14 protein-coding genes are annotated in these 13,059 nt (G+C 49.2%); 5 read left to right on the top strand and 9 right to left on the bottom strand.

Annotation, left to right across the window (positions count from 1 at the left end):
- Positions 1–11: 11 nt before the first annotated feature.
- From sdhC to ICV32_RS04895, 3 genes are read right to left on the bottom strand one after another with little or no spacing between them, the layout of a single operon-like run.
- Positions 12–374, bottom strand: coding sequence for a succinate dehydrogenase, cytochrome b556 subunit (gene sdhC, locus ICV32_RS04905; RefSeq protein ID WP_215372377.1), 363 nt, complete (start codon positions 372–374; stop codon positions 12–14).
- A complete protein-coding gene (locus tag ICV32_RS04900) occupies positions 371–721 on the bottom strand; it encodes a succinate dehydrogenase (protein ID WP_215372375.1) in 351 nt (116 codons plus the stop codon). The genes sdhC and ICV32_RS04900 overlap by 4 nt, the downstream gene beginning before the upstream one ends.
- Entirely contained in the window at positions 721–1,452 is a 732-nt protein-coding gene (locus ICV32_RS04895; protein ID WP_215372373.1) for a succinate dehydrogenase/fumarate reductase iron-sulfur subunit, read from the bottom strand. Before ICV32_RS04895 ends, ICV32_RS04900 begins: the two co-directional genes overlap by 1 nt.
- An 82-nt stretch (positions 1,453–1,534) precedes the next feature.
- Between ICV32_RS04895 and ICV32_RS04890 the strand changes: the two genes are divergently transcribed.
- Positions 1,535–2,395 carry a LysR family transcriptional regulator gene (locus ICV32_RS04890; protein WP_215372371.1) on the top strand — a complete coding sequence of 287 codons (861 nt, stop codon included), beginning with the start codon at positions 1,535–1,537 and terminating at the stop codon, positions 2,393–2,395.
- Here the strand turns inward: ICV32_RS04890 and ICV32_RS04885 are convergent, their stop codons facing one another.
- The 4 genes from ICV32_RS04885 to gcl are packed head-to-tail and all read right to left on the bottom strand — an operon-like array spanning position 2,396 to position 6,542.
- Positions 2,396–3,001 (bottom strand): YqiA/YcfP family alpha/beta fold hydrolase, encoded by a 606-nt coding sequence (locus ICV32_RS04885; protein WP_251371944.1) that lies wholly within the window; start codon positions 2,999–3,001, stop codon positions 2,396–2,398.
- 6 nt (positions 3,002–3,007) lie between these two features.
- A complete protein-coding gene (gene glxR, locus ICV32_RS04880; RefSeq protein WP_215372370.1) occupies positions 3,008–3,907 on the bottom strand; it encodes a 2-hydroxy-3-oxopropionate reductase in 900 nt (299 codons plus the stop codon).
- Positions 3,908–3,943: 36 nt separating this feature from the next.
- Positions 3,944–4,720, bottom strand: coding sequence for a hydroxypyruvate isomerase (gene hyi, locus ICV32_RS04875; protein WP_215372368.1), 777 nt, complete (start codon positions 4,718–4,720; stop codon positions 3,944–3,946).
- A gap of 31 nt (positions 4,721–4,751) precedes the next feature.
- Positions 4,752–6,542 (bottom strand): glyoxylate carboligase, encoded by a 1,791-nt coding sequence (gene gcl / locus ICV32_RS04870; RefSeq protein WP_215372366.1) that lies wholly within the window; start codon positions 6,540–6,542, stop codon positions 4,752–4,754.
- Positions 6,543–6,670: 128 nt separating this feature from the next.
- Between gcl and ICV32_RS04865 the strand changes: the two genes are divergently transcribed.
- Genes ICV32_RS04865 through ICV32_RS04850 form a run of 4 tightly spaced genes read left to right on the top strand, consistent with a single transcriptional unit; the run spans position 6,671 to position 10,800 of the window.
- Positions 6,671–7,585 (top strand): LysR family transcriptional regulator, encoded by a 915-nt coding sequence (locus ICV32_RS04865; protein WP_215372364.1) that lies wholly within the window; start codon positions 6,671–6,673, stop codon positions 7,583–7,585.
- Between the two features lie 33 nt (positions 7,586–7,618).
- Positions 7,619–8,251: a hypothetical protein gene (locus ICV32_RS04860; protein ID WP_215372362.1), complete on the top strand. Its 633-nt coding sequence runs from the start codon at positions 7,619–7,621 to the stop codon at positions 8,249–8,251.
- A gap of 22 nt (positions 8,252–8,273) precedes the next feature.
- On the top strand, positions 8,274–9,914 hold the full coding sequence (locus tag ICV32_RS04855) for a thiamine pyrophosphate-binding protein (protein WP_251371942.1): 1,641 nt from the start codon (positions 8,274–8,276) through the stop codon (positions 9,912–9,914).
- 40 nt (positions 9,915–9,954) lie between these two features.
- A complete protein-coding gene (locus tag ICV32_RS04850; RefSeq protein WP_215372360.1) occupies positions 9,955–10,800 on the top strand; it encodes a M48 family metallopeptidase in 846 nt (281 codons plus the stop codon).
- 44 nt (positions 10,801–10,844) lie between these two features.
- Here ICV32_RS04850 and ICV32_RS04845 read toward each other — a convergent pair whose 3' ends face one another.
- Entirely contained in the window at positions 10,845–11,840 is a 996-nt protein-coding gene (locus ICV32_RS04845; RefSeq protein ID WP_215372359.1) for a tripartite tricarboxylate transporter substrate binding protein, read from the bottom strand.
- Positions 11,841–11,950: 110 nt separating this feature from the next.
- Positions 11,951–13,024 carry a TauD/TfdA family dioxygenase gene (locus ICV32_RS04840; RefSeq protein ID WP_215372357.1) on the bottom strand — a complete coding sequence of 358 codons (1,074 nt, stop codon included), beginning with the start codon at positions 13,022–13,024 and terminating at the stop codon, positions 11,951–11,953.
- Positions 13,025–13,059 lie beyond the last annotated feature (35 nt).

Below are 13,059 nucleotides of genomic sequence, written 5' to 3'. Positions count from 1 at the left end.
GATGATCGATGTTAGCGAGAAAGGATTAAAAATAAGGCCCCACAAAGCAAGGAGCTAATCAATGTAACCTGCACCCAGGCCTTACGCAAACCTTTCCAAATACCAAACTCGATGACCAATAAACGGGTGCCACCGATTAGGTGAAGGGCTAGCAGGGTCACTAAACCCCACTCCCCAAACTTGACCATGGGGTGATCAGTAAATTGCAGATAGCGGCCAAGCTCGGCTTCGCCATACAAAGAGCGTGAGAGCAGGAAAAAATGAAGGGGTAAAAAGCAGGCTAGTAAGAGACCCGAGACGCGATGCAAGTAATACGCAAAGTAAGACCAATGCGCCTTCGTTCGAAAATCAAGTCGACGCCCTATCTGGCTCATGGCGTACCCCACACCACGCCGATGACCGCGGCTGTTCCTAAGATCAGGATGAATGCCGCAAGTAACACAGGAAGTGCTCGAATCAGAAACCCACTTTGGATGTTCTCACGCAGAATATTCGCTAAACCAATCGGGGCATGAACAAAACAGGCTAGAACAAAGATCTCGTAGAAAAGTGCAAAGGCAAGATTGCCGCGTGTACGTGCCAAGATTTCCCCGGCGCTTAAACCATCTTGAATGGCGTAATAAATGATAATGAGATGGATTGCGACACACAGTGTGAGCACCATCGCACTGATGCGTTGGCAGTACCAAAGTTTGGCCTGGAGAATGGCGCTACTGGTCATTACAGCTTGCCCCACTTACTACCTCTCACTGCTGCTCGACCAACCATCTTCTTCAAACCAGCAATTCCTGCGGTTGGCTCAATCTGTTTGGGGCAGCGCTCTGAACAAGTCCCTTGCGTATGGCACGAATGACAGCCTGCATCACCAGCAACTGCTCGCAAGCGATCCAATTGCTGAGTATCGCGCTCATCGTTTACCAGGGTCCAAGCACGATTGAGAGCAGCTGGACCCAAATAACTATCGCGTGCTGAGACTACTTCACACGATGCATAACAAACGCCACACCCGATGCATTCAATACCCGCGTTGGCGAGTTGACGTTCCTCTGAATCTGGTTTGACCTGAGCAAAATCATCAAATCGGGTCTTGTCCCCTTTAAAGTAACCGACGGCCTTGCTCATTTTGTCAAAGAACTCGCGCATATCGGTTGCCAGATCTTTGATGATGGGTAAATTATCCAGGGGTGCAATCTCAAGGGTATTTTGATCGGCAATTTTGGCCACATGAGTCCGGCAGGTCCAACGGGCCTTACCGTTGACGGTCATCGCACAAGAGCCGCACATTCCAACACGGCAGGCAAAGCGATAGCTCAAGGTCGGATCAATTTTGCGCTGGATATAGGTCACTACGTCCAATACCGTTTGATTAGCGGCACGCGGCACGTCGTACTCGACGAACTCACCGGCATCGGTGCCCCGCCAGACTTTTACTTTGAGGATGCTTGCATTCATATCCACATTATAGGGATAGACAATAAAAAATAAATCGAATAGTATTTTAATTCAGATAAAGAAATACTTTACGATCAAGTTCATGTCCAGTATTCGGGTTCTCAAAAACTTCATTGCCATTACGCGTCACAGTAGCGTGGCTGCCGCCGCCCGTGAGATTGGCTTAACCCCTGCTGCAGCAGGACAGCAGCTAGCCCAGTTAGAGGCTGAATTGGGGGTGACATTATTTGATCGCAATAAGCGCTCACTGATTCTTAATAATCAGGGCCGCGCTCTAATCGAACCCATCCAAGACATCCTCTCCCGCTACGAATCCCTTGGAAGTCAGTTTCGAACTGGGCTATCGGGCTCACTCACCGTGGGCGCGCTTGTTTCAAGTTTGATGGGGCAATTTGGCAAAACACTGGATCATTTGAAAGATGAGTATCCTGGCCTTGAACTAAAAATTAGCACAGGCCTATCGAGCGACTTCTTGCAGCAGGTGATCGATGGTCTACTCGATGCGGCGATTGTGACGGAGTCTCCCTACGCGTTACCAAAAAGTATTCGCTGGACTTTGTTGTATGAGGAAGCGATGATTTTGATTTACCCCAAGGGCAAGGATCCATCAAATCTACCCTTCATTCGGTTTGAACCCAAAACCTGGACTGGGGAGCTAGTCGATCGGTTTATTCGAGTCAATGGTCTGGAGATCCGCAACAGCATGGTGGTTAACTCGGTTGAGGCCATTATTGAATTAGTTCGTCAAGGCTTTGGCTATGCCGTGGTGCCAAAACTGGCCAATGTCGAGTGGAACAAAGACAAACGCATCGTAATTGCCAATCCACCTCGTAAAACCATTTATCGTCGGGTAGGTCTACTAGAGCGCAAGAATCATGCTCGCACCAAAATTACCAAGGCCATCGAAGAGCAGTTTAGAACCGGAGCTAACTCCGCTCATTAATTAGTCGAGATAGCAGGCGAAGTGAACCACCCGATCGAGATACAAGGGATACTCGGTAATGCCATGATCGCTCCCCTCAATGACTTCATGGTTTGCATTGGGGTAAAAGTCGACCATCTCATGCCAATCAAGCAACTCGTCACCGGTTGCTGCAACTAACAAATAGCGCTCGGGATGCGTTATCTTTTCCACCTGTTGTTGACGCAACTGCTCGACATACTCTGCTCGCCAATCAAAAGGTTCATCGCTGTCATAGGCAGTGAGTTGCCCAACGTAGGGCGCTAACTCCCGAGCGGCTCGCACTGCTGGATTCAGTAACACAGCACGTGCATTGGGAAACTGCTCGGCCAAATGCGTTGCATAAAATCCGCCAAGCGATGAACCGATAAAGCTGATGCGTTTAGGTTTTACTGCTGCAATATTGGTCTTAACTATAGCAATTGCTTCGCCAGGCGATGGCGGTAGTTGGGGGCAATACCAGTGAATTGACTTGCCCTTCTCGACCAAGGATGCAATGGCATCCTTGGTTAACTGGGCTTTTGAGGAGTTCGGTGAGGACCGAAATCCATGTAAATAAACAATCAGCAGATCAGGATGATCGGGCATGGTGCCTTAGTTTGCTTTTTGTCCAATCTCAAAGTTCGCCAGGGTCTCAAGCGCTTTGACCATAGCCGAGTGATCCCATGCTTTACCACCGTGAGCCGCGCATGAATTAAATAACTCTTGGGCAGTCGCCGTATTGGGCAAAGAGACACCAAGTGCTTTAGCGCTACTAAGGGCTAAGTTCAAATCCTTTTGGTGCAACTCAATCCGAAAGCCTGGATTAAAAGTGCGATTGACCATGCGTTCACCATGCACCTCCAAAATCTTTGAACTCGCAAAGCCGCCCATCAATGCTTGACGAACCTTGGCAGGATCGGCGCCTGCTTTAGCAGCAAATAAGAGAGCCTCACCAACCGCCTCAATGTTAAGCGCCACAATAATTTGATTGGCTACTTTTGCAGTTTGTCCTGCGCCATTACCACCCACGAGGTTGATATTTTTACCCATTAGTTCAAAGAGCGGTTTGACTTGATTAAATACCGCTTCGTCTCCTCCAACCATAATCGAGAGCGTGGCGTTTTGTGCGCCAACCTGACCACCAGACACGGGAGCATCGACATAATTGCAACCGAGATCATTAAGCTTTTTAGCAAACTCTTTGGTCGCAATTGGTGAGATGGAACTCATGTCCACCACAATCTTGCCTTTGCTTATCCCGGAGGCAATGCCGTTCTCACCAAAGAGAACTTTTTCAACATCGGGAGTATCAGGAACCATTGTGAAGATGATGTCGGCATGCTGAGCAACCTCAGCGGGGGTCTTGCATGCAATACCTCCTGCCTTAATGAGTTCCTCGGGTACTTGGCTTCGCGTTGCTAAATAAATCGTATGGCCGCCCTTGATTAAATGACCAGCCATCGGAGAACCCATAATACCTAAGCCAACAAAACCCAATTTCTTTGCACTCATAGCAATCCCTTTGAAAAATAACGAACTGAATTAATTTTAGGAAACCGACTTCAACCAGCCTAAGCCAGCTTCAGTGGTGGTAGCTGGCTTATATTCGCAGCCGATCCAGCCTTGATAACCCAATTGATCAATGAACTTGAACAGATAGACATAGTTAATTTCACCAGTCCCAGGTTCGTTACGCCCTGGGTTATCCGCTAATTGCATATGCCCAATACGATTTAGGTATTTTTTGATGGAGTTTGCTAACTCGCCTTCCATGCGTTGCGCATGATAGATGTCGTATTGCAAGAAAGCGTTATCGGCCCCCACTTCATCGAGGATGGCAATACCTTGAGCAGTGGTTGATAGAAAGAAACCTGGAATATCAAAGGTATTAATCGGCTCAATCAATAACTTGAGGCCATGCTTTTTAAACTCACCTGCGGTGTACTTCAAATTACTCACAAAGGTACTATGCAATACTTTCGGGTCAACACCGGCAGGTACCTTACCGGCTAGGCAATTCAGCTGACCAACCCCAAGAGCGGTTGCGTATTCAATAGCCTTCGCTACCCCTGCACGATATTCATCAATGCGGTCTGGCAAGCAAGCAATACCCCGCTCACCACCATCCCAATCTCCAGCAGGAATGTTGTGTAACACCAATTTCAATTGGTTATGATCAAGCTTGGCTTTGATCTCACTCGCCGCATAGGCATAGGGATAGAGGAATTCGACTGCCTTAAAACCACAAGCCGCTGCTTTGTCAAAGCGCTCCATGAATGGGACTTCGTTAAACAACATCGATAAATTTGCAGCAAACTTTGGCATTCCAATTCCTCTGGTTGAGTTAAAAAAAGACTTATTCTAAAAGACCAGCTGTTACCAAGCCTTCGGTACCAGCGGGATGACGGCAATCAATATCTTCAAACTCGTTGATGTTATTGATCTCGGTGCCCATTGCGATATTGGTCACCTTCTCCAAAATGATCTCAACAACTACGGGTACGCGGTATTCTTTAGCCATCTTCTGCGCTTCAATCAAGGCCTCCTGAATCTTGCCTGGCTGCGTTACACGCAAGGTTTTGCAACCCAAGCCCTCAACTACTTTACCGTGATCAACGCCATAGCCTTTTAAGTTGTCATCGTGTACGTTGATATTGTCAAAGGCAAGCTGTACGCAGTAATCCATATCAAAGCCGCGCTGAGCTTGGCGGATGAGGCCAAGGTAGCTGTTGTTCACCAACACCATGACCAATGGGAGGTGGAACTGAGCACCGACCGCTAACTCCTCAATCAGGAACTGGAAGTCATAATCGCCAGCAAGACCTACCACTGTGCGGGTTGGATCAGCAGCCAACACACCCAGTGCAGCGGGTACTGTCCAACCTAAGGGGCCTGCTTGACCGCAGTTAATCCATTGACGGGCACCATAAACATGTAAGAACTGACCACCCGCAATTTGGGACAGACCAATCGTTGATACATAAACCGTATCGCGCTTGAATGCTTGGTTCATCTCTTGATATACGCGCTGGGGTTTAATCGGCACATTGTCAAAGTTTGTTTTGCGCAACATTAGGCGCTTACGTTCTTGGCAACGCGAGACCCAATCGCTGTAATTATTGAGTTTGCCTTTTGCTTTCCACTCTTTCGCTACCTCAACAAAGAGTTCGAGGGCTGCTTTCGCATCGGACACAATGCCGTAATCGGGATTGAATACGCGACCAATCTGTGTTGGCTCAATATCCACATGCACAAACTTACGGCCTTTGGTGTACACATCGATTGAGCCGGTATGACGATTTGCCCAACGGTTACCAATTCCTAGGACAAAGTCGCTAGCCAACATTGTGGCATTGCCATAACGATGGGAAGTTTGCAAGCCAACCATACCAGCCATCAAGGGATGGTCATCCGGAATCGAGCCCCAACCCATCAAGGTAGGAATCACTGGAACGCCAGTGATTTCAGCGAACTCCACCAAAAGATTTGCTGCATCCGCATTAATGATTCCGCCGCCAGCCACAATCAATGGCTTCTCGGCCGACATCAACATCTCCATTGCCTTCTCAATTTGTTTCTTATTAGCAAATGGTTTGTAAACGGGCAATGGCTCATAGGTATCGATATCAAACTCGATCTCGGCTAACTGCACATCGATTGGCAAGTCAATAAGCACTGGGCCAGGACGTCCGGAGCGCATCACATGAAACGCTTGCTGAAATACGCGTGGCACCAAGCCGGGTTCACGCACAGTCACTGCCATTTTGGTCACTGGCTTCGCAATGCTCTCGATGTCAACCGCTTGGAAGTCTTCTTTATAGAGACGGGCACGTGGCGCTTGACCAGTAATACAGAGGATTGGAATCGAATCAGCGCTTGCTGAATACAAGCCAGTAATCATGTCAGTACCAGCGGGGCCAGACGTACCGATGCAAACACCGATATTGCCAGCCTTAGCACGGGTATAGCCTTCAGCCATGTGCGAGGCGCCCTCAACGTGGCGGGCCAAAATATGGGTAATTGATTGACGCTCACGCAATTGTGCGTAGAGCGGATTAATTGCGGCGCCAGGCACACCAAATGCCGTGGTGATACCCTCTTTTTCCATTACCAAAACAGCTGCCATTGCGGCTTTCATGAGTGCCATTGTTGCCTCCTTTTGAATAAGATGGATGAATCATCCTTAAATTGAGGTATTCTGAGAAGTGTGATACCTTAATATCATCTATTCTATTTTGGAATATATACGTTTTATACTATTTAAATCAATGACTTATGGATCGAATTCAAGGCATCTCCTTATTCATACGGGTAGTTGAAACTGGCTCTTTCAGTAAGGCTGCAAGCAGTTTGGGTATTACCCAACCGACGGCCACGAAACACGTCGCTGCCCTGGAAAAGCGCTTGGGGTCTCTGTTACTTCACCGCAGTACCCGTGGGGTAACCCCCACTGAAATTGGGAAGATCTATTACGAGAAGTGCAAAACGATTATTCATGAGGTTGAGGACGCTGAGAACCTGGCGGGTCTCTTGCAATCTGAGGTGCAGGGCAAACTCAATATTAGTAGCTCGGTAGCCTTTGGTCGACGCGTTTTAACCCCACTGGTCCTGCGGTTCATGCAAGAGCATCCTCAGTTGCAGGTGAGCCTCAATTTAGATGACCGCTACATTAATTTGGTCGAGGAAGGTGTTGACCTCGCCATTCGGATGGGGCGATTATCCGATTCCAGTTTGGGTGCGCGCTTTTTAGGACTCAATCCCTGGGTCCTTGTTGCTACCCCTGAGTACCTCATGCAAGCTGGTACACCCTCGATTCCAAGCGATTTGAGTCGTCACACCGCACTGATTTACAGCTCGGTTCAAGGAGACCATCGCTGGCAATTTACAGGTCGCGACGGCTCGAACAAGTCCATTCAGGTGCAAGGCCCCCTCTACTCCAATAATCTTTCAGCACTTCTATCAGCCACCAGACAACATCTCGGTATTGCTGCCCTACCTTGGTATGTGGCCCATACCTCGGTCCAAAGTCGTCACCTCAAACCCCTCCTCGAGGATTGGACTATGCCTGCTCAAGAGATTCATGCGGTCTATAGCTCACCACGACTTCTGACCAGCAAGGTCAGTAAATTAATCGATTGGCTGGCAGGTCAATTTAAGGGAAACTGGTGGGCCAGGGAAATCGGGTCATAATCACTTGGTATTCATCAACCATTAATCAAAATCATGAATTTATTAACACGCACCACGAAAAATTTTGCAATCCTCGTTATAAGTATTGGGTTTTCTTGCACAACCCTTGCCCAAACTAAGCCAGCAGTGGTTGATCCCAACAAGGCGCCCATTGCAGCAGCTGGTATTGATGAGGTCTATCAGTTAGTGGATGCAGTGGTTACTAAGGTGGATAGCAAAACCCGCACCGTGACCTTAAAAGATAAGGACGGTACGGTCACTAATTTTGTAGCCGGCCCGGAGATTAAAAACTTTCCTCAAATTAAGGTTGGTGATCGCCTCACCGTCACCCATGAACTAGCGGTTGTGATTGAGTTGCTCAAAGTGAACAACCAAGGCATTCGTAGCGAGGTGCAAACCACCAGTCAAACTTCTGCTCCACTTGGTAGTAAGCCTGCCTCTGTAATTTCGAACACCACGACCATTATTGCCACCGTGATTGGCATTGATCGCCAGAAACTGACGATTTCAGTGAAGGGTCCTAAAGGTAAGCCAGACATCTACCGCATCAAGAATGCCGCCTTACTCAAAGACATTGCGGTGAACGATGAGGTCAAGATTGTTCTATACGATGCAATGGCGGCTTCATTTACCGCTCCCGCTCCGGCTGCTGCCCAGAAAAAATAAAAGGATTCATTAAGGAGTCATCATGGCAGAACGGCTTGGCGCGCATTCATTGGTGGATGCCTTTAAAGCACAGGGTGTAAATTCAATTTTTACGCTTTCGGGTAATCACATCATGCCAATTTTTGATGCGGTGATTGATGAACCCATTAAATTAATTCATACGCGTCATGAGGCAGCAACGGTTCACATGGCCGATGCGTATGCTCGCTTGAGTGGCAAAGTAGGCATCGCGATGGTGACCGGTGGTCCAGGTCATGCCAATGCAGTGTCGGCGCTGTACACCGCCGCCATGGCCGAATCCCCAGTCGTGCTCTTATCGGGTCATGCTCCTTTGAATCAATTGGGCAAAGGCGCATTCCAAGAAATGTCCCAAGCGGATATTGCAGCGCCTTTATGCAAAGCGTCATGGACCTGTAGAGGACCGCAGTATCTCGCTGCAGATTTTCAGTTAGCGTGTGCGATTGCCCAATCCGGACGACCAGGACCCGTTCATCTCAGTTTGCCTGCCGATGCTCTTGAGAACCCTTTACCAAATGCCTCTACAACACCAAGTCCCAGCGCACCCAAACTCACACTAAACGCCCCCCTCACTTCTGAGAAAGCGCAGTCGATCGTTACGCAACTGCGTGCTGCTCAAAAGCCAGTTGTGATCGTCGGTCCGCGCGGTTGCTATCGGTACGCGAAGCAACTCCATGCATTGAGTAAAGCGCTTGGCGTCCCAGTCATCGCAACGGAGAGTCCTCGCGGCGTGGGCGATCCGAGCTTGGGTGCGTTTGCCGAGGTTCTTGCGCAAAGCGATTGTGTCTTACTGCTTGAGAAACGCTTGGACTTCACACTCAAATTTGGGAACGCACCAACGTTTAAGGCCGATGCACGCTTTATGCAAATTGATTCCGAGGCTAATGAACTCAAACGATCTCAGAATGCGCTCGGTTCACGCTTAGAGATGGCACTGCAAGCGGATTTATCGTCTTCGATGGATGCCCTACTGCATGCGGCGCAGAGTGTGCCTACCAAAACGCAGGATGCCAGTTGGCTACCATGGGTGAATGAATCAATTGCCTATCGTCCCACTACTTGGTCGACCGCCACATCCAAGACGCCCAATCATGCGCATCCGGGCAGAGCAATGCTTGCCTTACAAGCCATTCTCGACTCCCATCCAGATTCAGTATTGGTGATTGATGGTGGTGAAATTGGTCAATGGGCTCAAGCCTGTCTGCATGCCCCAAATCGTGTGATTAATGGTGTTGCTGGTTCGATTGGTGCCGCACTTCCTTTTGCCACTGCGGCAGCGTTCACCAAGCCTGGGGTTCCGGTCGTTGCGGTCATGGGGGATGGCACCTTTGGCTTTCATTCATCCGAACTCGATACTGCCGTTCGTTATCAACTGCCATTCATTGGTGTGGTGGGAAATGATGCCTGCTGGAATGCCGAGTATCAGATTCAGATACGGGAATATGGTCAAGAACGGGCCAAGGGATGTGAGCTTTTACCATCCCGCTATGATCAGGTTGCACTCGCCTTTGGTGGTGCCGGTGAACTAGTCACCGATGCGCTTGATGTCTTACCCGCTGCGCAGCGCTTACAAGCCAAAGGCTTACCGGCGATCTTGAACATTTTGATCGAGGGCCTACCTGCCCCGAATCTCAAGCGCAGCTAGTTCAGGTCATCCACTCTTCCTTATCAGGCGTTTATCCACTATGCACCTGATCTATCAACCAAGGTTTATTCAAACCGTGATTAGTGTTTTGGTGGCATGCTGCCTCTTGGTGGCATGTGCCAATACCAGTCGTCCTGGGGTCGTTGGAGTCGAGCGCTCTCAGTTCATGATGATCTCCGCAGCGCAAATTGATCGGATGTCCGCCATTAGTTATGAGCAACAGGCCAAGGCGGCGCAGAAGAAAAAGATACTCATTACCAGTGGCCCTGAATATGAGCGCCTTAAGACCATTGCCAATCGCTTGATTCCGCAGACGGCGGTATTTCGGGACGATACGCGTAATTGGAACTGGGGTCTGCAGTTAATTGATTCCCCCATTGTGAACGCCACCTGTGCACCCGGTGGTCGCATTACCTTTTATAGCGGGATTATTAATAAACTCAACTTAACCGATGATGAGATTGCTGCCATCATGGGTCATGAGATTGCTCATGCGGTTCGGGAGCATGGGCGTGAGCAGGTCTCGCAAGCACTTGCTCAAAACATCATTAGTAATGTTGCGCTTGCCGCAGCAGGCGCAGGTTCGGCTCAATCGATTGATGCGGCCAATCAAATCATGCAGTACGTGTTGGTATTGCCAAACTCGCGGCAGAATGAACGTGAAGCCGATGCGATTGGCTTAGAGCTAGCGGCGCGTGGCGGCTATGATCCGCGGGCTGCCATTACATTGTGGCAAAAGATGAGTAAAGAGAGTCAGGGCAAGAACCCCCCTGAGTTTTTATCGACCCATCCTTCCAATGAGAATCGCATTAAGGAGCTTTCTGCATTAATACCCAAAGTGATGCCCTTGTACGAGGCAGCGAAGCGGAACAGCGCAACCAAATAAAAACGGCCCCTAATGATGGGGCCGTGATTTTTAAGACCTTTTGTTTATTTCTTTAGGTTCAGTTGTGTTCCTAATTTGCTATAGAGCTCAAATTGCTCCCGGGCAAATTTCTCAGTATCTTGGGGTGAACGAATCGCTGGGATTGCACCAACGGTATCGTTACCGCGCAACCAAGCTGGGTCTTTCGCGACTTCCTTCAAAACAGCTTGCCATTTGTTCACTACCTCAGCAGGCATCCCTGGGGGTCCATATAAACCACTCCATCCCATGACTTGCTCGAGGTTACTGATACCCATTTCTTTAGCGGTAGGCACATCAGGGAAGTCTTTGAGGCGGTTAGGGGTTGATGTAACTAACGCACGCATTGCACCGCCCTTAATTTGGCCAACCATGGTGGTTAGATTGTTGCAAATAAATTGCACTTGACCACCTAATAACGCAGTTGTTGCTTCACCGCCTCCTTTGTAGGGGATCATCATGGCTGCAGTTGATGGCAATCCAAGTTGACTGAGCATCACTTCTACCGCTAAATGCTGCGTGGTACCAGGACCGGCAGATGCGTAGTTGAGCTTACCGGGGTTAGCACGGATCGCATCAATCAAATCTTTCATGTTCTTGTAGGGTGCGTCATTTTTAACCACACACACCACCGGATTGAAATCCAACAACGAGATCATCGTGAAATCATTCCATTTGTAGGGCGTATTACTATCCAGTGCTGGAGTAATGGCTTGCGATCCACCGCGCGATACCAATAAGGTATAGCCATCTGGTGGTGAGGTGCGTACTTTTTGTGAACCAATGGTTCCCGATGCGCCCACTACGTTTTGAACAACAACCGGTTGACCAATCATCTTGCTCGCTACCGCAGCGAGATTGCGGCCCGAGAAATCGCTGTCACCCCCAGCAGCATAGGGAGCAATCAAGGTAATGGTTTTGTTGGGGTAGTTTTGCGCAAGCGCAGGACTTATGCCAAACGCACTGGCCACCAGCCCCACAAGAATTGATTTGCCGATCAGGCGTTTACTAGACTTCAGCATCTTAGATCTCCTCCACAATGGGATGTATTTATAAGTACAGCAACCCATACTACAAGTCGATTTTTGGGAAACCAATCAGGGTAATAACTAGGTATAACGCCTTTAGGGTTTTAGGTGCTCAGCTCTACGGAGAGTTTGGTACCCGGCACGATAATGCCACCCCGGTCGCCAGGCGTGACATTGCCCCAGCGGGAGGCAAAGTAATCGGGTAATGGGCGGCCCGATGGCGGGGCAATCCAGAGTCTTAGCAAATGACGGTGACGCTCAGGCTCAGGCCAGTTCTCAAAGTCATTTCTGGAGTGCAGAATTTGATGGTTGTGCAAGAGCTGAATATCGCCCGGCTCAAACGCCATTTGCAATGGGAAACCGGGTTCTTGCAAGATTGCATCGATCAAATCCATCACCTCCACTTGCTCTTTAGTTAAGCGCGGAGCATTCGGAAAGCGGCGTTGCGCTTCCTCAATATAGTGGCGCAGATAAACGCACGATAGTTCACCGTGATACCAGTTAAAGATCGGGATCTCAAACCATGGGTCACGGCCTTCAGGCACCTCGCCACGACGATCGGTGGGATATGGGGTAAACATCGCTGGGATTAAATCGGGGCGGCGCTTCACGAGTTCGTTGTAGACTGCCATTGAACTTGCAATGAAGGACTCTCCGCCCTGCTTCGCTTTCTGGAGACATAAGAGACCCACAATATCAGCAGAGTCAGTGTGGTAATCCAGCTTCTTGTTGGTTTGGTAAAAACGTGCGCCCGCTTCAACCTTGGCACCTTGATCGCGCACATGACCCAAAAGATGGCCCTTACCGTTGGAGCTACGCAAACTACCCATATGGCGACCAATCCCCATGTAAATAGTGGCAGCCTTCTCTATCGACCAGTTTGCGATCGGCAAACCTCGAAGCATCACAAAACCACGACCATGCAAGAGCTCTTGCAATTGCCCCCCAATCAATGAACTTAGGTTTTGAAGGGGAAAACTCTCAGGCGTAATGTTCTCAAGCGCAAGTCCAGTGCTAGCAAAGTGCTCTGCTGCACGCTCGAGTTCGGCGACTTGTGCGGAGGTCCACTGCACAATCCAATCGGATTTCTGAGCAAGGTCAGATCCTCGCCATGCGCAAGGTCCATCAATCGCTTTGGGGATGCTGCCCACTGCATTAATTGCTTGATTGGTTCTCATCACGACCCCCACTTCAAATGGTTACTGTATTAATG

This window comes from Polynucleobacter sp. MWH-UH24A (assembly GCF_018687475.1).
In the GTDB taxonomy this organism is placed as follows: domain Bacteria; phylum Pseudomonadota; class Gammaproteobacteria; order Burkholderiales; family Burkholderiaceae; genus Polynucleobacter.
Note: the sequence above shows the minus strand (reverse complement) of the source record. Positions and strands in the feature narration are given on the sequence as shown.